This window comes from Streptomyces drozdowiczii (genome assembly GCF_026167665.1).
Taxonomy (GTDB): Bacteria; Actinomycetota; Actinomycetes; order Streptomycetales; family Streptomycetaceae; genus Streptomyces; species Streptomyces drozdowiczii_A.
This window is the reverse complement of sequence record NZ_CP098740.1, coordinates 4,465,161-4,486,684: the sequence shown is the minus strand read 5'-3', so window position 1 is coordinate 4,486,684 and position 21,524 is coordinate 4,465,161. Positions and strand designations below refer to the sequence as shown.

The 21,524-nt window shown below is 70.1% G+C and carries 10 protein-coding genes and 4 pseudogenes; 11 read left to right on the top strand and 3 right to left on the bottom strand.

Going from position 1 to position 21,524, the window contains the following annotated elements:
- The first annotated feature begins 73 nt into the window (after positions 1 to 73).
- The 6 genes and pseudogenes from NEH16_RS20415 to NEH16_RS20390 all read left to right on the top strand — a co-directional run bounded on the left by NEH16_RS20415 (position 74) and on the right by NEH16_RS20390 (position 4,635).
- Positions 74 to 1,129, top strand: coding sequence for a hypothetical protein (locus NEH16_RS20415; RefSeq protein WP_265544239.1), 1,056 nt, complete (start codon positions 74 to 76; stop codon positions 1,127 to 1,129).
- Positions 1,130 to 1,748: pseudogene (locus tag NEH16_RS20410) on the top strand (Z1 domain-containing protein); the annotation flags it as partial. It abuts the gene before it with no gap.
- 65 nt (positions 1,749 to 1,813) lie between these two features.
- Positions 1,814 to 1,939, top strand: a complete 126-nt coding sequence (locus NEH16_RS20405) for a hypothetical protein (RefSeq protein WP_265544238.1) — start codon at positions 1,814 to 1,816, stop codon at positions 1,937 to 1,939.
- Positions 1,940 to 1,953: 14 nt separating this feature from the next.
- Positions 1,954 to 2,406: a very short patch repair endonuclease gene (locus NEH16_RS20400; RefSeq protein ID WP_265544237.1), complete on the top strand. Its 453-nt coding sequence runs from the start codon at positions 1,954 to 1,956 to the stop codon at positions 2,404 to 2,406.
- On the top strand, positions 2,391 to 3,359 hold the full coding sequence (locus NEH16_RS20395) for a DNA cytosine methyltransferase (RefSeq protein WP_265544236.1): 969 nt from the start codon (positions 2,391 to 2,393) through the stop codon (positions 3,357 to 3,359). The genes NEH16_RS20400 and NEH16_RS20395 overlap by 16 nt, the downstream gene beginning before the upstream one ends.
- A 52-nt stretch (positions 3,360 to 3,411) precedes the next feature.
- Entirely contained in the window at positions 3,412 to 4,635 is a 1,224-nt protein-coding gene (locus NEH16_RS20390; RefSeq protein WP_265544235.1) for a DNA cytosine methyltransferase, read from the top strand.
- Positions 4,636 to 4,659: 24 nt separating this feature from the next.
- Here NEH16_RS20390 and NEH16_RS20385 read toward each other — a convergent pair.
- From NEH16_RS20385 to NEH16_RS20375, 3 genes and pseudogenes are all read right to left on the bottom strand, one after another.
- A pseudogene (locus NEH16_RS20385) lies at positions 4,660 to 5,549 on the bottom strand (DUF6339 family protein).
- Positions 5,546 to 6,538 carry a hypothetical protein gene (locus NEH16_RS20380; protein ID WP_265544234.1) on the bottom strand — a complete coding sequence of 331 codons (993 nt, stop codon included), beginning with the start codon at positions 6,536 to 6,538 and terminating at the stop codon, positions 5,546 to 5,548. Before NEH16_RS20380 ends, NEH16_RS20385 begins: the two are co-directional and overlap by 4 nt.
- Before the next feature lie 4 nt (positions 6,539 to 6,542).
- Positions 6,543 to 8,633 (bottom strand): annotated as a pseudogene (locus NEH16_RS20375) (helix-turn-helix domain-containing protein); the annotation flags it as partial.
- A 588-nt stretch (positions 8,634 to 9,221) separates the two neighbouring features.
- Here NEH16_RS20375 and NEH16_RS20370 point away from each other — a divergent pair.
- The 5 genes and pseudogenes from NEH16_RS20370 (at position 9,222) to drmB (ending at position 21,391) form a co-directional block, all read left to right on the top strand.
- Positions 9,222 to 9,554, top strand: coding sequence for a hypothetical protein (locus tag NEH16_RS20370; RefSeq protein WP_265544233.1), 333 nt, complete (start codon positions 9,222 to 9,224; stop codon positions 9,552 to 9,554).
- Between the two features lie 119 nt (positions 9,555 to 9,673).
- Positions 9,674 to 14,438: pseudogene (locus NEH16_RS20365) on the top strand (DEAD/DEAH box helicase).
- Positions 14,435 to 16,348 (top strand): UvrD-helicase domain-containing protein, encoded by a 1,914-nt coding sequence (locus NEH16_RS20360; protein WP_265544232.1) that lies wholly within the window; start codon positions 14,435 to 14,437, stop codon positions 16,346 to 16,348. Before NEH16_RS20365 ends, NEH16_RS20360 begins: the two are co-directional and overlap by 4 nt.
- The gene (locus NEH16_RS20355) at positions 16,345 to 19,560 is read left to right on the top strand and encodes a helicase-related protein (protein ID WP_265544231.1); all 3,216 of its coding nucleotides are present in this window, start codon (positions 16,345 to 16,347) and stop codon (positions 19,558 to 19,560) included. Before NEH16_RS20360 ends, NEH16_RS20355 begins: the two co-directional genes overlap by 4 nt.
- A 79-nt stretch (positions 19,561 to 19,639) precedes the next feature.
- Positions 19,640 to 21,391 (top strand): DUF1998 domain-containing protein, encoded by a 1,752-nt coding sequence (gene drmB / locus NEH16_RS20350; protein ID WP_265544230.1) that lies wholly within the window; start codon positions 19,640 to 19,642, stop codon positions 21,389 to 21,391.
- Positions 21,392 to 21,524: the final 133 nt, after the last annotated feature.

The window sequence follows — 21,524 nt, the reverse complement described above, 5'->3', positions numbered from 1 at the left end:
GAGGGTCGGCGGCATGCCCGGGCCCTCAGGAGTGGCCCCCGTCGCGCCCCCGCACAGCAGTACGGTGTGGTGCATGCGCCCCGAGACTCCTGCCGACCACATCTCCGAAGCCGAGCGTCTGCTCCGCACCGCGGCGCAGTACCCCGAGGACCACGAGCCGCTGCTCCTCCAGGCGGCGGCCCACCTGGAACTCGGCGGCGACCGCGCCCGTGCCACGACGCTCTACGACGACCTGCTCGGCGACCCCCGCACCGAGCACCCGCACCTGGTGAGGGCGCTCAGCGCCGCGAACCTGTGGGAGTACGGCCACGAGGCGGAGGCCCGCGCGCTGATCGACGGCGTCCGCGTGGCGGCCCCGCAGGAGGCGGCCCCGTGGGAGATCGCGGCGGAGACGCTGGAGGCCCACGACGAGCTGGAGGCGGCCCACGACCTCTTCTCCACGGCCCTGCGCCTGCTGATCGCGCCGGGCGAGGAGGTGCCGTACCAGACCCAGTCGCTGCTGACCGGCCGCCACCGGGTACGCCGCCTGATGGGCGTCGCGCACGACGCCTGGGACGAGCTGGCGGACACCCTGCACACGGCCGCGGTCCCGCTGGACGAGCTCCACGACCCGAAGCGGCTGTGGTCGCTCGGCTCGTCGGACCCGGGCGAGCTGCGCGCCGAGATCACCCGCCTGCGCGCCGAACTGGGCACGTACCGGACGGCGTTGTCCCGCCCGTTCCCGGTGGCGGTGCTGCACTGGCCGGCCGCCGAGTTCCGCGAACTGCTCACGGCGTACCCGAGCCTGGGCAGCGAGTACGCCTCCCACCCGGACCACCTGGCCCGCCTGGAGACGGCCCTGCGCGACCTCCAGGCGGCGGGCACCCCGAACCTCGGCATCGTCCGCGGCACGGTCCCCTCCTACGAAGCCTTCGCCGCCTCCGAATCCGCGTCCCCGGCGGACCCGGACCTCCTCCCCCAGTACGCGACGACCCTGGCCGCACGGGGCCGCGCGGTCCCGTGGCCGCCGGCGAAGAGCGCGGAGTGCTGGTGCGGGTCGGGGGAGTCGTACCGGGGATGCCATGGGGGCGGGTGTAGGGGCTGCCTGCGGGACGCAGAACGGATGCCGGGGTGCGCCCCGGCTCCGTAGGGCGCGCTCAAGTTGTACCGCGCCGACCGGGGCGTGCCGGCGGGCCGGTCCGCCACCACACGATGCTCGTCCACGAGTCGGTCCGCATGGCCGAGCACACGGCCCTCGCCCTGCGCATCAACTCCCTGTGGCACCAGGCCGCCCTCTGCGCCTCCGGCTTCCACCGGTTCGCCGACACGGACCTGCCCACGCCGGACTCGTACGAGGAACTGAGGGCCTACGTCTCGCGCCCGGCAGCTGATCAACGCGGGCGGCACCCCCGTCCTGGTGGCGAACGGCGACACCGAACGCGACTACGACCTGGACTTCGAGCGCACCCCGCACGTCTGGAAGATCCTGGTCGGCGGCAGGAAGCTCTCCCGCGGCTTCACGGTGGAGGGCCTGACGGTCACGTACTACCGCCGCACCACCCAGCCGGCGGACACGCTGATGCAGATGGGCCGCTGGTTCGGCTTCCAAGCCCCAGGTCACCCGGCCCAGATGCCCCCCACTGGTCTCCCAGCGCCTCTCCTGGATCCGCCCGTCGGCCCGCAACAAGATGTTCCCCGCGGAATCGGTGGAGATCCGCTCCCCGGGCGGCCAGTGGGTGGAGCCGACGGCGTACCCGGTGGGGGGAGCTGCCGGGAAACGTGGGGGCTCGGGGGGTGGCGTTGGGCGCGCTGGATCGCCCCCGGGGACGTCGTCATGGCCTTCTGCCTGGTCGCGCCCGCTTCGGCGAGCGCGGGACAGCGGCACCTGGTGCGCTTCCGTACCGTCGATTCGAGCAAGGGCGATTTCGCGGTCGTCGACCGCGGAGAGGTCCGGGCGTAGGAGACTGGGCCGTGATGAGTACCGCCAAACCCTCTTCCCCGACCGTCTCCGCCCGTATGAGTCGCCAGGCGAGCCGGGACACCGCGCCCGAGGTGGCGGTCCGGAAGCTGCTGCACGCCTCCGGTTACCGCTACCGCCTCAACGAGCGGGTGCCCCACATGTCCCGGCGAACGATCGACATCGCGTTCACCCGGGCCAAGGTGGCGGTGTTCCTGGACGGCTGCTTCTGGCACGGCTGCCCCGAGCACGCGACGCAGCCGAAGTCGAACGCCGAGTGGTGGCGGCAGAAGCTCGATCGGAACATGGCGCGCGACGCGGAGACCACGGCTCATCTGGTGGCCGAGGGATGGACGGTCCTGCGCTTCTGGGAGCACCAAGCGCCGGTCGAGGTCGCGGAGAAGGTCGCGGAGACGGTCGATCGTGAGAGGTCCGCCGGGCGGACGGAACGGGGATGCGGGGGCTCGTGAGCGGATTGCGGTTCGTGGACGTGTGCGCGGGGGCCGGTGGGCTGGCGCTCGGACTGGAGCAGGCCGGGTTCGATCCGGTGCTCCTGCTGGACAGGAAGGCGGTGGCCTGCGAGACGCTGGGCCTGAACCGGCCGCACTGGAAGGTCCTGGAGATGGACCTGCTGGACTTCGTCCCGGACGAGCACCCGCAGACGTACGACGTCGACCTGTTGTCCGCCGGTCTCCCCCGCGTGAAGTCGAGCGCCACCGCGGCGAGGGCCGAGACGGACGAGGAGGAACAGCTGCTCAGGGCGGCGGTCCTGCTCGCCCATTCGATCCAGCCGCGTGCCGTGATCCTCGAGAACGTGCCGGGGCTGGTCGACGCCGGCGCCTTCGAGCCCTTGCGCGGGTTCGTCCGGAAGGAGCTGGAGCACCTCGGGTATCGACTCCACTGGTTCATCCTGAACGCGGCGGACTTCGGGGTGCCGCAGGACCGGAAGCAAGGGGTGCTCGTCGCGCTGAAGGACCGGTATTTCGACCGCTTCCGGCCACCGGCGCCCACGGTCCAGGACCATGTGCCGGTGGGGAGGGCGCTTCGGGACTCCATGGCTGCCCGGGGGTGGAGCGGGGCGGACGCTTGGGCGGCGCAGGCCATCTCGGTGGCGCCGACGCTGGTCGGCGGCTCCGACAACCGAGGGGGCGCCGACCTGGGACCTACGGGTACAAAGGCCGCCTGGGCGCGGATGGGGGTCAACGGCGGGACGCTGGCCAACCAGGTCCCCGGGCCCGAGGACGACGCCGGCCAGGGGCTGATCAAGCTCACGGATGCGCAGGCCGCGCTGCTGCAGGGCTTCCCGACCGAGTGGCGCTTCGCGGGTCTGAAGACCGCGCGGTACCGCCAGATCGGGCATGCGTCGCCGCCGCCGGTGGGGAAGGCATTGGGGCTGGCGATCGCGGCGGCGTTGCGTGATTGAGCGCTCGGGAAGCGGTCGGGAGCGCATCGAAAGCCGGCTAGAATTCCCTCCCATGACCCCCAGGCCCCACCCACCACTCCTACCTGCAAGTTTCCGCATCGTGGACTTGTTCGCCGGACCGGGGGGCCTCGATATCGCCGCTACGGTCATGGGAGTGGAGAGCATCGGGGTCGAGTGGGACGACCCGACGCGCGCGACGCGCGACGCGGCCGGTCTGCGTACCACCACGGAGAAGGACGTCGCCGCCCTGGGCCCGTGCGACCCCCAGGTGCAGGACGCGAACGTCCTCACCGGTGGCCCGCCCTGCCAGTCGTTCTCCGTGGCCGGCAACCGGGAGGGCCACAAGGCTCTGGAGGATGTGAAGCGGCTGGCCGGCTGTCTGGTCTCCGCGAGGGACCGTAAGTCCTTCGACACCATTTGGAACGAGGTCAAGCGCGAGACCGATTCCATGTCCGACGAACGCACGGGCTTCGTGCTGCAGCCCCTGCGCTGGATCATGGAGGCGAAGCTCAAGCGCAAAAGGCCCTACGACGTCGTGGTGCTGGAACAGGTCCCCACGGTGCTGCCGGTGTGGAAGCACTACGCCGAACTGCTCCGAGGCATTGGCTACGCGGCCGACGCCCACGTCCTGCAAGCCGAGGCATTCGGCGTCCCCCAGACGCGCCGGCGTGCCGTGCTGATCGCCCGGTGGGATCCGAAGGACTCGGGAAGGGGCGTGTACTTCCCGGAACCGACCCACAGGCCGTACCGCAAAGCGGTCGAACAGCAGGGCGACGCCTTGTTCGCCCCGCCGAAGCCGCCCAAGAGTTCCAAGGACGGCAGGAAGAAGGAGTCCTGGGTGTCGGTCGGCGCCGCTCTCGCCGCCACCCGGCCCCGCGACTTCGTCCTGGTGTCCAACTACGGTTCGGGCGGCGACCCGAAGAATCGGGGGCGCCGCACCTCCGAGGAGCCGGCCGCGACGATCACCGGCAAGTTCCGTCGCAACCGGCTCTTCCTCCTGAAGGAGAACGAGGCGGGCGAGAAGGAGGTCGGGGAGGAACTGGACCGGCTCTCGTTCGAAGAGGGCGGACTCCTCCAGTCGTTCCCCGCCCGCTACCCGTGGCGTTCGACCGATGTGGCCCAGCAGATCGGGAACGCCATCCCGCCACGTCTCTCCCTGCACATCCTGAGCGCCGCGCTGCTGGGTGGGCCTCCGGAGAAGGAGTGGTTCACCCGGCTCGCGGAGTGGAAGCCACCGACCGACTCCCTGGACAAGGACACCCCCGAAAGCCCCTGACACGAGACTTTCGGGCCCGCTCGGTCACTCCGCCTCGTCGCCCTCGGCCTTCTTCCCGCGTACGGGTGCCTCCGCGAACAGTTCCGCGAAGTGCTCGGCGAGGGTCGCGACCGAGTCCTCGGGCGCCCTCTCCTCGTCCGGCCCTTCCGGAAGCACCTTCCGCGCCACGGCCGGCGCCCATTCCGCGGCCTCGATCCACCGCGCCAACGGTCCGCCGTCCCGTTCGGCGTCGGGCGCCATGACGTCGTACATGAGTGTGGCGGCGGACGCGTTGACCGCCTTGACCAGGGCGTTGACCTCCCGGCCGGTGCGTACGGTCCCTCGGACCAGCAGGTCGACCAGAGCCAGCGCGGTCGGCCGGTGGTCGATCACGGTGAGTCGCAGCGCGGAGTTGAACATCTCCTGTTCGCCGCAGGCCGTAACCACCGGGGTGTAGTCGGAGCCGTTGCGGAACAGTTCGGCCGCCCACCACAGTCGGGCGAACGCCTGCACATCGGCGCCCCCGCGGAACCGCTTGGCGGCCACCTTCGGGGCCTCCCCCTTCCCTGGATCCGTCGTGTGCCGCCACACCACGTAATCGGGAGCGACTCCCAGCGCCAGGTAGTTCCAGAACCTGCGATCGGCCGCCTCCCGGCGCGTGAGCCGCAGCGTGGCATGGAGCCGGGGAGCCAACCAGGCGTCGGCGGCGGTGACCTTCTCGCCGCCGAACGCGTGCATGGCGTCGTCCACGAGGTCGCGGACCGGCTGGAGCTCCGCCCGGGCCTCGTCCCCGGAAGGGGCTCCGTGACCTTGTTGAGCGCTACGGCCGGGACGTCCTCCTTGCCGGTGAGCAGGCCCTCGGTGATGTAGCGAGCGGCATTGAGATCCGCGAGGAGCGCGAGGCGCTCGGGCAGGTGGCTGGGCCTGTCTGTCATGCGTCGGTCCCCCGGTCGAGTCGGTCGAGGCCGCGGATGGTCGCCGTCAGGGCCTTCGGTACTTCCGCCCTGCGCGTGGCGGCGTAATGGATGCGTGGCTGCAGGTCGGTCCAGCCGGAAGCTCCGGTCCTTCGGGCGTGGACCTCCCGCAGCGCGTCCCCCAGTGGTCGACCGGGAACGACGTCCGGAAGCATCTCGCGGAGCACCTCGCCCCGCCAGTCCTGGGGGAAGAGCGGCGTGCCGTCGTCCTCGACCTCCAGATCGCCGACGGCCGTGTGGAACACCGCCGTCCACACGTCCGTGCACATCTGGGCGAGCAGGAGATCGCGGACGAGACTCTCGACCGCAGTGCCGTTGCCGTCGACCAGTTCGGTGACGCCCTCGAAGTCGGTGTTCATGTGCACGGTGGGCACCTCGCCGGAGGTGTCGACGGTCCACGGCACGTCCGCAAAGGGGCGCAGCCACTCGGGGCCCTCGCGGAAGCCGACCTCGGACACCTCCAACTCCCGCTCGCGCAGAGGTGAGTCGGACTTCAGATCGATGATCCAGTCCTTCTCCGATGCGGCGATCATGCGGCCCCGCACCCCGTCGACCGTGGCGATCACATGGACGGTCATCGTCGCGCGGTCGAAGTGGTCCGCCCGCCAGAGGTCGAGATGGCCGGCCCACTCGCGGCCGCCCTCGGCGCGGGGTTCCAGGCACACGGTGGTCCGCGCGTTGGTGGCGCCCTCGGTGAGCACGACCGCGACCGTTACGTCGGACCACGGCCCATCGGGGTCGGTGGCACGCCCGGGGACGACGGCCGTGAGCGTCAACCGGGCCTTCTCCCAGTCGTCCCGCTCGGCCAGCCCCAGGGCCACGACCTGCTCGATGGTGGAGAACGTCTTGGTGTCGAGCGGTTCCCGGGCATCGCCGGGGCCCCGCAGCTCCACGGCGGTCACCCTGAGCGTCACCGTGCCGGGAAGCCTCTTGTACGGATAGCCCCTCATGCCTGGCCCCCTTGTCGGTTCCCAGTTCGACGATGAGGCCGGTGAACACGGCCTTCACCGGGTGCGTCGAGACGTCGGTCGTGGCCCTGAACGTGGCCTTGCGGGCACCCGGTGCGAAGTGCAGCGATCCGTCCACCACTTCACAGTTGTGAACGCCGACAAGTTGGGACCATCCCAGCACCGGACGGGGGCCGGAACGCACGTCGAGCTTCGCCACGGGGCTCGGTCGCGCGCCGTCCGCACCGGCGGGGATCCTCACCTCCCCGGTGACGCTCCATGCGCCGTTCTCGTCGACGAAGGCGTCCAGCTCCTCCAGCGTCGGCGACGCGGTCGGACCGGCGGGCCGCGGTGCACGCTTCCCGCCCAACGTCAGCTTTTTGCGGAGGCGTTCGGACCCTCCCGACCGTTTCGCCCGGGGCACGGCCACGAGTTCTCGTACCGCCCTGTTGGTGTCGGTGGTGAGTTTGGCGATCCGGCGGTAGGCGGACGGCGAGTACAGCATCCGCAGCTCCTCCGTCTGGCCCCATTTGTTGTGCTCGGGCGGCTCGGACGCGCGGAGAAAGGCTTCGGCCTCGGCGGCGCCGGGGGTCTCCTCCCCGGCGGCGTGACCCGCGAGCAGTACGGCGTGGAAGGGGTTCGTCCCGACGGAGAGGTCTCCCACCCGGGCGGTCCTCACGGTCATGCGGTTGCCGCGCATCGTGACCACATGGTTCGGCTTGCCGACGTCGTCGGCCTCCGTGACGAGGACGACGGCCCGATGTTCGGCCTTCTCCCGCCCGCCGGAGCCGGCGGGCACATCGAACGGCACGGTCGCCATGGCCACCTGGCCGAACTCGGTCAGGCGCTCCACGGTCGTACCGTCCAGGAACGCCTGCAGCGCGCGGGTGCGTGCCGGCTGCTCCGTGCGGGGATCGACCCGTTCCTCCGCGATGATCTCGGCACCGTTGCGAAGCGTCCTGACGGACGCCTCCAGCAGGGGGCGACGCGTCTCGCCCACGGTCATGGCCGCCCAGAAGTTGCGACCCAGCGCCTGGACGAGACGCTTGTGCATACGGTGCACGCTGTCGTCGTCCTCGACACCGTTCTTCTCGGCATCGGGATCCACCAGGCTGGCCACGTCGTGGGCGCCGACGATCAGGAACGACGTGCCCGGCTCGTCGCTCTCCCGCGTGAGGTGCAACCGCTCGACCTTCTCCTCGTCCGCCCACCAGGAACGGGCGACGTCGGTGCTGTTCGCGTCCGGATCCGGGCGGCCGAACCAGGCCGGACCGGCGCAGGGACGGCCGTTCACTTCGCGCCAGGGAAGGTCCAGCCGGCCGATAAGACGGCGCTCCGTGCGTCCCTCGTGAGGTTCGGAGAGGGTGGAGTTGATGAGGACGAGACCGAGACGGCTCGTCGCCCACAGCGTCGCCTTCCCGAGACCGTACGACCCGCCCGCGCCGCTCCCCGACTTATGGCTGTCGAGTTGTCGACGCACCACGGCGGCGAAGCGTCCGGTCTCGTAGTCGTCGCCCGTCAGACCCGAGGCGTTGTAGTCGTCCACGCGCAGGAGCACGAGGCGGTCGCGCTCGTACATGTCGCGCAGACCGGCGGCGATCACCCGACCGACCTTTTGCTCCTGCGAAGCCGCTGCCTGGTAGTGGGGCAGGAGTTCGTCCCAGCGGATCTCCTCACGGAAGCGGGCCAGAGCCTCTCCGGTCAATTCGTGCAGCGTGTACCGCACACGCACCGGCTGATCGGTGCGGAACCGTTCGTCCAGGCTGTTCTGTGTCGCCTCGCGCGCCAACACCTCGACGTCGGCCTCGAAGGCGAAGGCGGCGGCGTTGCCGAAGTCTCGGCCGCCGTCGGCGTATCCGGGGCGGTGGTACCAGGTGACGGGCAGGCCGGACAAGGTGTCGGTGGTACGGGTGTGGATCGTGCCGAGGTCCGTACCGATCGCCTCGGCGATCTTCGCGATGGTTTCCGGACGCGGCGTCGCCCTTCCGGTGATCCAGGCCGACACCGCGGCCCGCGTCATCCCGATGCGGTCGCCGAGGTCGGCCTGACTCATGCCCACCTGCTTCAACTGGCGGGCGAGCCAGGGACCAAAATCCATGCCGCTGTCCAACGTCACCACTCCTCGGCTACGCGCGTGACCATGAGGTCACCGTACCCCAAATTTGACACGCCCGGATCAGCGATAACGAAATTTGACACAGGGTCGAGGGCGGCCGGAACGTTCATGGGCTCACAGATTCGAATACACCGGAAGCTCCCTCATCGAGATGCTTCGCCCGACCCTGGAGGCATTCGCCCCACAGGTCCGAAATGCACCGCTTTCAGCACCCGCGAGGAGCGACGAAAGGCTTGCCGAGATCTCGGCGAGGCGTGGTACTGTCGTTGCCGCAACAGCCCCGACCGGGCTCCAGCAAAGCGCGCTCCACTAGGCGCTTATTTGTCGTACCCGAACGCCGATCGCGTCCGGTTACACGCTTGTTCGACGGGTCGGTGACACCCCTTGACCGCACCCGGGAAATGCGCTTGGATTCTGTGCCAATCCCTCGGGATCCGCATTCCCTTCCACCGGTAAAAGAGTTCCCCGTCACCCGCCGAATTCACCTCGCCCCACCTTGTGTGTATTCAGCGTGCGCAAACATCTGGAAAATCGACCTGCACCATACACACAAGAATACGAGGTAACACCGTGAGCAATCCCATGCTCGGTCCGCTCCCCTTCTTCCTCATCGCCCAGTACGACACCCTCAAGGAATGGGAGAAGCCCAACTTCCTGACGTCCATCGGTCGGACGCATGCCTACATCGAGAGGCTTCGGGCTCTCCGCGACGCTGCGGAGGGCGCCCGCGAGCCCGCCCCGGAGTCCCCGCGTCCCGACCGGTCGAGTCAGCGCCGCGCCCGCTCGCCCCGCCGCCCCCGGGTGACCACGACGCGTCCGCGGAACCGGACCGACATCCGCTTCACGTCCCGGCGCCGCGTGCCCCGCACCTACGTGTACGTCATCTTCGTCGAGCGCGACTGAATCCGGCGTTCCGTCGGAGTCCCTCCACCTATCGTTGAGTTCGTCGGCCGGCCGCGCCCCCGCAGCGGCCGGCCTCCGCTCCCCCCACGTCCATCCCACGGCCACGAAACGGGACCACTTTGAACGACAGCGACGTGACGGGTACTTCGGGAGCCTCGCCCGTCATCAGGAAGATTCTCGAACAGTCGGCGCGCGTCCTGGAGACGTATCGCGTGGACCCCGGGCTGATTCTGGAGCATGCCAACGGCGAGCGGAGGATCACCCAGGGCGGTTACGGCGACCGCCAGTTGTTCGAACTCGTACAGAACGCGGCGGACGAGATCGCCGCGGCACCGGGCGGGAAGGTGCACGTCGTCCTGACCGGGACGCACCTCTACTGCGCGAACGAGGGCACAGCCGTCACGCCCGAGGGCGCCGAGACCATTCTCCGCATGAGCGTTTCGAGGAAACGCGGTGGCCAGATCGGCCGCTTCGGCGTCGGTGTGAAATCGATCCTGGCCGTCACGGACACGCCCCAGTTCTTCAGCACTTCCGGGGCATTCGGATTCGACCGGGCATGGTCGTACGAGGAGATAAGGAAGGCTCGGGGCTCGTCTCCGGAAGAGGACTTCGAGGCGCCCGTGCTGCGCATGGCACGACCGCTGGACGCCGAGAAGGAGCGGCTGGCGGACCCCGTCCTGAACGCCCTGCTGGACTGGGCCACCACGGTGGTACGTCTCCCGCTGCTGCCCGGAGCCGCCGAGCGCCTCGGCCACGACATCTACGACACCGGGAACAAGAGCCGGGAGAACCGCGAGTTCCCGGCCAGGTTCCAGCTGTTCTCCCACCACGTCGGGACCGTGATCCTGGAGGACACCCGGTCCATGCCGCCGGTCCGCCGTGAGATCACGGTCGACCACGACGGCTTTCTGCACACCATCCACGAGACGCGCACGGGCCGGCCGCGGTCCACCTCGGCGTGGAAGGTGTTCTCGTACGCCCACCGGCCGTCCGAGGCCGCGCGCGCGAGCGCCGGCGAGATGCACGACCGGGGCACCATCGACATCGCGTGGGCCGTCCCCGAGTACACGGGCGACACCGTGCTCAGCACCCCTCGGGGCCGGGGCGAATTCTGGTCCTTCTTCCCGACGAAATACCCGATGACTCTGCGGGGGGCGCTCAACGGGGCCTGGAAGACGAACGAGGACCGACAGAATCTCCTGGATTCCAGTCCGTTCAACCAGGAGATCATTCGCGTCGCCGCCCGACTCGTCGTGGATTCTCTGCCGCATTTGGCCCCCGCCCAGGACCCGGCCGCCTACCTCCCGCTGCTCCCCGGCCGGAGCAAGGAGTCGGAGACCTTGAACTGGGCGGACAAGTACCTGACGGAACAGATCTGGAAGCTGGCGGCGGAATGCCCGTCCCTTCCCGACCAGGACGGTGTGCTGCGCGTCCCCCGTGACATCCGCGTACACCCCGCTCCGCACAACAAGGTGCCGCTCGAGCAGGAATGGCTCCGGATGTGGAGCGAGTGCCCCGGGCGGCCGTCGAACTGGATCCACCCCTCCGTCGAGGCCGCCGAATTCCGGGCGGGCAAGGTCGGACACATCCTGGAGGAGGCGAAGCAGCGCCGCGCCACCGTGCGCGAGTGGCTGGAAGCGCTTGTGACGGAGGAGACGGTCGAGGCGTCCGCCGTCGCGATCCGCATCCTCGCCGCCATGATGCGCGACGGCTCCCCCTTCGCGGCCGAGGCCCGGACGGCACGCATCGTGCTGACCGAGGAGAGCGGGCTGGTGGCCCCGGTCGTGGGCAAGGTCTTCCGCCGCACGGTGCAGGACGGCCTCCGCGACGGAACGACGTACGTCGACCCACGGCTGTCGGAGGACGAGTCCCTCATCGGCGACCTCACGGAGATCGGCATCCGCGAGGCGGACCCCGGGGGCGGTTCATCGGTGTGCTGGAACAGGGCATCGAGAACTACGGGCCCCAGGACTGGACCCGCTTCTGGGAGCTGTTCCACAGTGCGGGCGGCAGTCGGGTCAGCGGCGAGGTCACCGCCCGGGTGCCCGATCCGTCGGGAACCCTCTTCGTGCGCACCGTCGACGGACGATTCCACCGGATGCGGAACTGCCTGCTGCCGGGCCCGGTCGTGCCGGGTGACGGCAGCCGGGACGCGTCGGTCGCCGTGGACCCGTCCTTCCACTCGGACGACCTGCTCGTCCTGCGTGAGTTCGGCATGCGGGACAGGCCCACGCACGGGCACAGGCCGTCCACCGAGTCGTGGTTCGAGGAGTATCGGGCCGCGATGTACGACAGCTACTGCAAGACCTTGAGCGCCGGCGCGTCCCGCCCGTCCCTCGCTCGGATCAAGTTTGAGGGCTCCCCCGTGGGCGGTCCTCTCCACCTCTTGGAGGTGCTTTCGACCGAGGGCCGTGCGGCCTTCGTCAGGGCGCTGCCCGACGACAGCGTCGTCGACACCTGGACCCTTCAGGTCGGCGTCCAGGCGTCGACCCGCAAGGTGATCTACTCGCCGCTGCGCTGGATGCTGCGTCGGTACGGGCGCGTGTCCACGTCCCAGGGCATCGTGCCGCTCTCCGACGCGGTCGGCCCTCAGCTGCGGGCGTACGCGGATGTGCTGCCTGTCGCCGACATCAGTGCGGAGAAGGCGCGCAAGCTGCACCTCCCCGTCGTGATCGACGAGGTCCCGACCAAGCAGTGGAACCGCCTCCTCGAACAGCTTCTCGCCAGCGACGACGACGTCTTCGTCGGACGCACCTACGTGATGCTGACCCGGCTGCAAGTGGACTTCCCGGATCAGCTCACCCGCTGCCGGGTGGGCGCCGAGTGGGGTACCCGCGAGGACAACGAGATCGCCGTCGCAGCGACCGAGGGCGAGTACCGCGCTCTGCGCGCCGAGCAGATCCCGGCCCTGTTGGCCGGTGGTCCGGAGGACGCGGACCTGTTGGTGGATACATGGGGGATGCTGCGCTACACCGACGTCATCAGCAAAGAGATCCGGCACGTTCCCGCCGGTGAGCCCGTCCTCCTGAAGGAGGAGTTCCCCACGCTTCGCCAGCGGCTCGGCTCGGCGGTGAACGACCAGCAGGTGCTGCGCTGTTCGGAGCTGGAAGAGGTTCTGCGTACGCCCCAGGGCTCCACCACCACCCCGCTCGACAGCGCGGTGCAGGGCACGACCGTCATGGTGGCGGCCTCCCTCGACCGCCTCGCCACACTGGTCGCGGCCGACCGCGAACTGCGCTGGGGGTTGAAGGAACCGGGCTGCCGGGCCGTTCTCGCCGCACAGGAACGGCAGGAGGCGGACCAAGAACTCCAGGCGGCGTTGCGGCGTGTCCGCGAGGCGGAGAGCGTAGAGGAGAAGCTGGAGCTGCTCATCGGCGCGACCGCGCTCCGCGCCGGTCTCCCCCGGGCCTGTTGGAGAGCGAGCCGCCCGAGTCGGACGGCGGCGAACCGTCCCCGCGTCGCATCGCGCGCCTGGCGTACAACGCCCATGGCGACGGTGTGCTGCAGATGCATGCCCGCGATCTGCAAGCCGCCTACCCGAGCCATGCCCCCTCCGGCTTCACCGGGTCGTCCGCGGCCGTGAAGTTCGTCGCCGAGTTCGGCTTCCCCGACTCCTTCGCCGGTGCGCGCACACCGTCGCTGCCGCCCCGGGTCGAGGTGGCGGGCCCCACTGAGTTCCCACGCCTGCACGACTACCAGGAGCGGCTGGCGACCAAGGTGTTCGCGATGCTCGATCGCTTCACCCCGCAGCGCGGCATGCTCTCGCTGCCCACCGGTGCGGGCAAGACCCGGGTCGCGGCCGAGGCCGTCATCCGCTGGGTCAAGCAGTCGGGCGAGTTGAGCGGGCCCATTCTGTGGATCGCCCAGACGGAGGAGCTGTGCGAGCAGGCCGTGCAGAGCTGGAGCTTCGTCTGGTCGAAGGTGGGAGCCGACAAGCCCCTCACGATCAGCAGGCTGTGGACGACCAACGAGACCGGGCCCGTCGCGGACCGCCCGCACCTGGTCGTCGCCACGGACGCCAAGCTGCGCAACTGCCTGCACACCGATACCTACGCCTGGCTGCGTGACGCCTCCCTGGTCATCGTCGACGAGGCCCATGTCGCCATCTCGCCGCAGTACACGGAGATCCTGACGCACCTCGGGCTGACGGCCTACGAGACGAAGCGCCACCTGCTCGGTCTCACCGCCACCCCGTTCCGCAACACGAACGACGCGGAGACCCAGCGACTCGTCCAGCGGTTCGGCGCCAACCGGCTGGACGACGGTGTCTTCCTGTCCGGTGACCCGTACGCGGAGCTGCAGGAACTCGGCATGCTGGCGAGGGTCACGCATCGGGAGCTGACCGGCGGCACGATCGAGCTGACGCAGGACGAGAAGACACGCGCCGATCAGATGAGTCTCCTGTCGAAGGCGGCGGAGCAACGCCTGGCCGACGACCAGGACCGCAACAAGCGCATCCTCGAAGAGATCGCCGCCATGCCGGCCGACTGGCCCGTACTCGTCTTCGCCACGTCCGTCGCGCATGCCAAGTTCCTCTCGGCGAAGCTGAAGGGCCTGGGCATCACCGCCGCCTCGGTCGACTCGGCCACTTCGACGGGCGAGCGTCGGCGCAGCATCGACGCCTTCAAACGCGGCCGGGTACGGGTTCTGACGAACTACGGCGTTCTGACCCAGGGCTTCGACGCCCCGGCCACCAGGGCGGTCGTCATCAGTCGCCCGACGTACAGCCCGAACGTCTACCAGCAGATGATCGGACGCGGCCTGCGGGGCCCCGGGAACGGCGGCAAGGAGGAGTGCCTGATCCTCAACGTCCGGGACAACATCACGAACTATGACAAGGCCCTCGCCTTCACCCAGTTCGAACACCTGTGGAGGGCCAAGTGACCGACGCCTACCTCGACAGCCCGCCGCTCACCACCGAGCAACAGGCCGTTGTCGACCAGCCCTGGGACACCCGGCTCCTGGTGACCGCCGCCGCCGGTTCCGGAAAGACGCACACCCTCGTCCGCCGGCTCGACGCGCTCATGGGCGACGAGGAGGACGCGCTCGAAGCACGCGAGATCCTGGTGCTCAGCTTTTCCAGGGCGGCGGTGCGGGAACTGCGGGAGCGGATCGCGCTCCACGCCCGAGAGGCCCGACGGGTCCGGGTGCAGACCTTCGACTCCTGGGCGTACGCCGTCCTGCGCGACGAACAGCCCGACCGGGACTGGAGTGTGCTGCGCTTCGACGAGCGGGTCACCGAGGCCACGGAGGCGATCCTGCGGGGCGCTGTCGAGGAGAGCGCGCAGGGCGCCCCGGCCCACGTCGTGATCGACGAGGTCCAGGACCTGGTCGGCGACCGGCGGGACATGGTGGAGACGCTTCTCGACCGGCTCCAGGACAACTGCGGTTTCACCGTGGTCGGTGACGGAGCACAGGCGATCTACGGGTTCCAGGTCTCCGACGAGGACGCCCGGGCCGCGGAGACGAACTACTTCTTCGACTGGTTGCGGGCCTCCTACCCGGACGACCTGGTGGAGCTCCATCTGTCCGCCAACTTCAGGGCGCGCACTGCCGAGGCCGGTGTCGCCCTGCCCTTGGGCGGAACGCTCCAGCGGCTGCCGTCCGAGACCTCGGCGGCGGAGGAAGCCGGCGAGGACGTCCACCGGAGCCTGACCGACCTCCTGCGCGGCTGCCCCTCGTTCGGGGCCGTGGACGACGCGTTCACGCTCGACTCCCTGAGGGACTTCCGGGGCACGTCCGCGATTCTCTGCCGGGACAACCGGCAGGCTCTGGTGCTCTCGGAGACGCTCTTCGCACACGGTGTGCCCCATCGGCTCCTTCGTGACCTCCAGGACCGACCGGTTCCGGCCTGGGTGGCCGCGGTCCTGCGCGGCACCGGGTCGACCACCCTGACGGAGGACCGCTTCCTGGACCTGCTCGGCTCCGGCCCCGTCGCCCCGGTCGGGAACCACGCGAGGATCTGGCGGTCGCTGCGCGGCGTGGCCGGGGCGCCCCGGGGGTTGCTGGACATCGCCGCGCTCCGGCGGTCCGTGGCTCAGGGCAGATTCCCCGACGACTTGGCCGCCGTCGAGCCGGCCGACCTCGTCGTGTCGACCGTTCACCGGGCCAAGGGGCTCGAATTCGACCGGGTGATCGTGGTCGAACCGACGTCCATGGCCGAGCTGCGCAAGCAGCACACCCACATCGACCCCGCGGCGGAGGCCCGTGCCCTGTATGTCGCGATGACGCGCCCCAGGGACGACCTGTTCCGTCTCGACGCACCGGAGACCTCCCTGATCCGCAGGGACCGGCGCACCGGTCGGCTCTACGTCGGCGGCTGGAAGCCCTACCAGCGCTACGGCATCTCGGCCGCGGGCGCGGACGTCTCCCGCGAGCACCCGCCCGGCACGGAGGGCTTCGAGCACGACGCCGGGTCCCTCCAGGACTACTTGGCCTCGTCCGTCGCCCCGGGGGACGCGTTGGAGCTCCGCCCGCAGCATGCGATGCCCCTGGCCCCGGACGAGAGCCCGCCCTACACGGTGTTCCACCGGGATCGCCCGATCGCCGTGGTCTCGGAGAGATTCCGCCAGGACCTGTACACATCGCTCAAGATCAACAAGACCTGGGACATCAGCTGGCCCACGAGCATCGAGGGCTTCCGCGTCGACTGCCTGGAGAGCGTGGCGGGCAGCACCGCGTCCGGTGCCCGGGCGGGTCTCGGCGAGCACGGGATCTGGATGGTTCCCCGACTGTCGGGACTCGGCCGTCACCGGTGGACCGACGCGCGCACACACGAGGAGAGCGACCGATGAGCAACGCGTCGAACCCGCACGCCGCGCACTACGCCGTACGCGAGGAGCTCGTGGATCAGCTCCGCCGGGACCTCATGGGGCCCGGGGCCCCCGACGAGGTCCTGACCCAGGATCCGCCGATCACGGCCTACCCGATCGGCGTGCTGTTCCCTCGCCCGTCCACGGCGGAGGCCGAGGAGGCCCTGGACGACGACGAGGCCGAGACGGAGGGGCTGGACGACGCCCCCCTCGTGCGGGGACGCCGGGACGTCGAGGACTCGGCCCCCGATCTCGGCACCTCGGCCGTCGGCGACCGTCGCCCGTCCTCCATGGGGATCACCTTCGCCGTCGACCCATCGGTCGCGTCGAGCATCGTGGTGCGCACGGAGGCCGCGGTCTACGAGCCGATCGACGCCCAGGGGCGTACGACCTCCGCCAAGCGGTCCGAGGCCCGCAGCACCTCGGACCAGAAGGAGCACTGGCGCCGGCGGGCCCTGGACCCGGAACCGCTGACCGTCGACGTGACCGTGCCGAAGCTGCACGAGCTGCCCCTCTGCGAGGGAATGGCCGTTCGGGTCTTCGTCCGCCCGCCGGCCGCCGGGACGGTCACCGTCACCGTGACGTTGATCAACACTCACACGGTGGGCGAGCGCGAGCTCCAGGACGCGTACTGCCTCTACCAGCCCCGTCTCACCGTGACGACGCCCTCGGGTGCGCCGGCCTTCGTGGAGCGCCCCGCCGACCGCCGCTCCGCAGACCCGGAAGTGGCGACGAGCCGGCTGCTGCACCGGCACGCCCCCACCTTCGCCATGGGCCACGGCTGCGCGGCCGAGTGGGACTGGGCACCGCCGGCCGTCGGCGCCCCGAACCACACACGCGCCGCGATCACCTCCGTACGTACGCAGTTCATGCCGGCCCACGAGGTGCTGCTGACCGACTCGAACCCGGACATCGACGACTCGGCGCTCACCATGCACGGCCTGGCGACCCGACCGGAGAGCGAGGTCCTCGCCGCGCTGAACCGGCTGATGGCCGACTACGGGGAGTGGATCGACCGGCAGGAGGCGGGGACGGTTCCCTTCCGGGGGACGTCCTACGAGGGGCCGGCGCGGGCGCAGATCGAGCAGTGCCGGGCCGCCCTGGCGCGGATGCGTCGGGGCATCCGGGTGCTCGGTGAGGACACCGACGCGATGCGGGCGTTCCGCCTCGCCAACCGGGCCATGGCGCACCAGCGCGCCCGGGGCGAGTGGGTGCGGAACGGACGCGAGGGAGCACCCGACGAGACACGCGGGCGGTGGCGCCCGTTCCAGATCTCGTTCGTGCTGCTCTGCCTGGAGGGGGTGGTCGACCCGAACCACGAGGACCGGGCGGTGGCGGACCTCCTGTGGTTCCCCACCGGTGGTGGCAAGACGGAGGCGTATCTCGGACTCATCGCCTTCACCACGTTCCTGCGGCGCCTGCGCCTGCGGGAGCGGGGCGGCGGCGTGACCGTCCTCATGCGCTACACCCTGCGCTTGCTGACACTCCAGCAGTTCGAGCGTGCTGCCGCCCTGATCTGTGCCATGGAGCGGATCAGGCTCGGTGACGAGGCAACACTCGGCACGGAACCGATCTCCATCGGCATGTGGGTCGGCCAATCCGCCACCCCCAACCGGCTCTCGGACGCCGAGAAGAGCCTGGTCGAGCTGCGCAAGGAGAAGGAGCTCCAGGAGCGCAACCCCGTGCAACTGCACGCCTGTCCCTGGTGCGGCACCCGGCTCGACGCGTACCAGTACGAGGTCGACGAGGCGGCCCGGCGGATGCACGTCCGCTGCCCCGACGACTGGTGCGACTTCCGCGACGGTCTGCCGGTGCACCTGGTGGACGAGGCCGTCTACGACGCCCGGCCCACCCTGGTGATCGCCACCGTCGACAAGTTCGCCGCGATGCCGTGGCGGCCGCAGACCGCCGCCCTGTTCAACCGGGACCGCTCGGACGGCACCCCACCTCCGGAGCTGATCGTCCAGGACGAGCTGCACCTCATCTCGGGGCCCCTCGGCACCCTCACCGGCCTGTACGAGACGGCGGTCGACCTCCTGGCCGACAGCCCGAAGGTCATCGCCTCCACCGCTACGATCCGGCGCGCCTCGGACCAGGGGAAGATGCTGTTCGACCGGGTGGTCTCGCAGTTCCCCCCGGCGGGGATCGACGCCCGGGACTCCTGGTTCGCCGTGGAGACCCCGAAGGAGCGCAAGGCGAGCCGGCAGTACGTCGGGCTCCTCACGCCGAGCACCAGCCAGTCGACGCTGCTCGTCCGCAGTTACGCGAACCTCCTCCACCGGGCCGCGCTCGCCGACGCCGACGACGGGGTGCGCGACGCGTACTGGACGCTCGTCGGCTACTTCAACAGCCTCCGGCTGCTGGCAGCGGCCGAACTCCAGGTCCACGACGACGTCGACGCCTACCTGGAATACCTGGCCTCGCGCGAGGACCGCCCGAGGCGCAAGGTGCTGGAGCAGACCGAGCTGACGAGCCGGGCCAACTCCAGCGAGATCCCGAAGCGTCTCAAGCAGTTGGAACAGCGACTGCCGCATCCGGACACCGTGGACGTCCTGCTGGCCACGAACATGATCTCTGTCGGGGTCGACGTGGACCGGCTGGGGCTGATGGCCGTCATGGGGCAGCCGCAGACCACGGCGGAGTACATCCAGGCCACCAGCCGGGTCGGTCGACGGCACCCGGGGCTGGTCGCCGTCATGCTCAACTCCGCCCGTTCCCGGGACCGTTCCCACTACGAGAGCTTCCAGCACTTCCACTCCGCGCTGTACCGGGAGGTCGAGTCGACCAGCGTGACACCGTTCTCGTCCCGCGCCCGCGACCGGGGCCTGCACGCGGTGGTCGTCGCCCTGGCACGCATCCTGATCCCGGCGGCTGCGCCCAACGACGGCGCCGGCCGCATCCGCGAGTTCCGCGCGGAGCTGGAGGAGGTTGTCCGCACCGCGCTCCTCGCGCGCGTCCAGTCCGTCGCCCCGGACGAGTACCGGGCGACGGCCGACGCCTTCGACGAGTTCGTCGACGACTGGGAGGGCGCGGCCGAGGCAAATGGCGGCCTCCTCTACGAACCCCAACGAGGCAACCGGACACCGTCGTTGCTGACCGCGTTCGACAGCGCGGACGAGGACGCCTGGCCCACCCTGTGGAGCCTGCGCGATGTAGACGCCGAATCCGCCCTGTTCATGGAGGCATCCCGATGACCCCGCCCCCGCCCGTCGCCGCCGGGCCGGCGCACCCGAGCGCAGCTATCCGCGACGCGGTTCGGTCCGTCGCGCGCAGATGATCACCACCTACGGAGTCGGCTCGATCGTCGCCGTGGACAACGAGTCGTTCATGGTGAGCGGCATCGATTCCTGGAACATGACCGACGCGCCGACGATCTACGAGCACCGCTTGGCCCGTGTGCTCGGCGTGAAGTCGTTCCGCCTCCCCCCTGCCTCCGACGACACGAGCAAGGACGGGGTCCGCGTCCGCCGTTTCCCCTTGTGGCACTCGTGTCCCGGATGCAACGCCCTTCAGCACGTAAGTCGCTTCAACTCGCCACCGGGGAAGAACGAGTGCGGCGACTGCCACGAGGAGCTGGTGCCCTCGCGCTTCGTCATGGCCTGCCCCGAGGGACACATCGAGGACTTCCCGTACTGGAAGTGGGCGCACCGCAACAACCGGCAGGGCGGCGAGGCGGGGCTGTGCGGCGGCGAACTCCGGCTGCGCACCAGCGGTAGGACCGCGTCACTCCGCTCGATCCTGATCTCCTGCACCTGCGGAATCCCCGAGGTGTCGATGGAGGGCGCGTTCCGCCGCACCGCCCTGTCGGACCTGAAGGTGTACTGCAACGGCCGACGCCCCTGGCTGGGGAACGCACCCGCCGAACACTGCGCGGAGAAGCCCCGCACGCTTCAGCGCGGTTCGTCCGTCGCCTGGCAGCCCATCGTGAGGACGGCGCTGTCGATCCCGCCGTGGAGCGACGGCCGCACGGCACAGTTGGAGCAGCACTGGGACGACCTGCGCACGATGCGGGACAACCCCGACGAGATGGCGGGATTCCTCAAGGCCCTGACGCTGAAGACGGACCACGAATTCTCCGTCGAGAAGGTCATGGCCCTCTTGGAGGCGGAGAACCACGAGGACACCTCCCAGGAGGAGGACAAGGGCCCCGACAGTGCGTACGTGGCCCTGCGCAAGCAGGAGTACGAGCGGCTGATCGCCGGTCGCCCCGAGAACGGGACGGACCACGAGGACCAGTTCGTCTGCGAGCCTCCGCGCTCCTCCGCCGCGACCCTGACCCCGTACGGGGTGGCGGGACCGATGTTGGTGAAGCGACTGCGGGAAGTCCGGGCGCTCAAGGCCTTCTCGCGCGTCGACACGCCCGAGACCCACACCGATGTCCACGAGGCGGCCCTGTCGCTCGCTCCGATGGACTGGCTCCCGGCCATGGAGGTCCAGGGCGAGGGCGTCTTCCTGCGTCTGGACGAACAGCGCCTGCAGGACTGGGCACGCAGCTCCGCCGTGGCCGCCCGGGCCGACCGCATCCGGGCCAACCACCTGCGCATGCTCCGGGACCGGGCGCAGGACCCGGCGAATGTCCCCGACTCGCCGGCGGACGCCCGCATGGTGCTCCTGCACACGCTGGCGCACGCCCTGATCAACGAGTGGAGTCTCGACGGCGGCTACCCGGCCGCCTCGCTCAGGGAGCGGTTGTACGCGGACGACTCGATGGCGGGCCTGCTCGTCTGCACGGCCACCAGCGACTCCGCCGGCAGCCTCGGCGGTCTGGTCGCGCAGGGAGAGCCCGACCGCCTGGAGTCCGCCCTGTACTCGGCCCTCCGCCGGGCCCAGTGGTGCTCGGCCGACCCGCTCTGCGTGGAGTCGGCCGGAAGCGGCGTGGGCGGCATCAACCTGGCGGCCTGCCACGCGTGTGTCCTGCTGCCGGAGACGAGCTGCGAGCACAACAACGGTCTGCTGGACCGCGCGCTGCTGATCGGGACGCCGGGGGACCCGTCGATAGGTTTCTTCCACGAGGCGTTGCGCTGACGCGTCCCGGCATCGGGCGGCGCCCGCCGGCGGTGCTGAGCGGATGCGCCTTTCCTCTGAGCGCCCCACAAGTGACAATGGGTACAACAAGCGAGGGATTCCGTTCCGGGGCCCCTCCGGCGGAGCGGGGGAA

Bases quoted from the DNA above. Each gene is read 5' to 3' on its own strand.
- NEH16_RS20415 (WP_265544239.1), top strand. From the start codon at position 74: ATGCGCCCCGAGACTCCTGCCGACCACATCTCCGAAGCCGAGCGTCTG.
- drmB (WP_265544230.1), top strand. From the start codon at position 19,640: ATGATCACCACCTACGGAGTCGGCTCGATCGTCGCCGTGGACAACGAG.
- NEH16_RS20390 (WP_265544235.1), top strand. From the start codon at position 3,412: ATGACCCCCAGGCCCCACCCACCACTCCTACCTGCAAGTTTCCGCATC.
- NEH16_RS20355 (WP_265544231.1), top strand. From the start codon at position 16,345: ATGAGCAACGCGTCGAACCCGCACGCCGCGCACTACGCCGTACGCGAG.
- NEH16_RS20395 (WP_265544236.1), top strand. From the start codon at position 2,391: ATGCGGGGGCTCGTGAGCGGATTGCGGTTCGTGGACGTGTGCGCGGGG.
- NEH16_RS20380 (WP_265544234.1), bottom strand. From the start codon at position 6,538: ATGAGGGGCTATCCGTACAAGAGGCTTCCCGGCACGGTGACGCTCAGG.
- NEH16_RS20400 (WP_265544237.1), top strand. From the start codon at position 1,954: ATGAGTACCGCCAAACCCTCTTCCCCGACCGTCTCCGCCCGTATGAGT.
- NEH16_RS20405 (WP_265544238.1), top strand. From the start codon at position 1,814: ATGGCCTTCTGCCTGGTCGCGCCCGCTTCGGCGAGCGCGGGACAGCGG.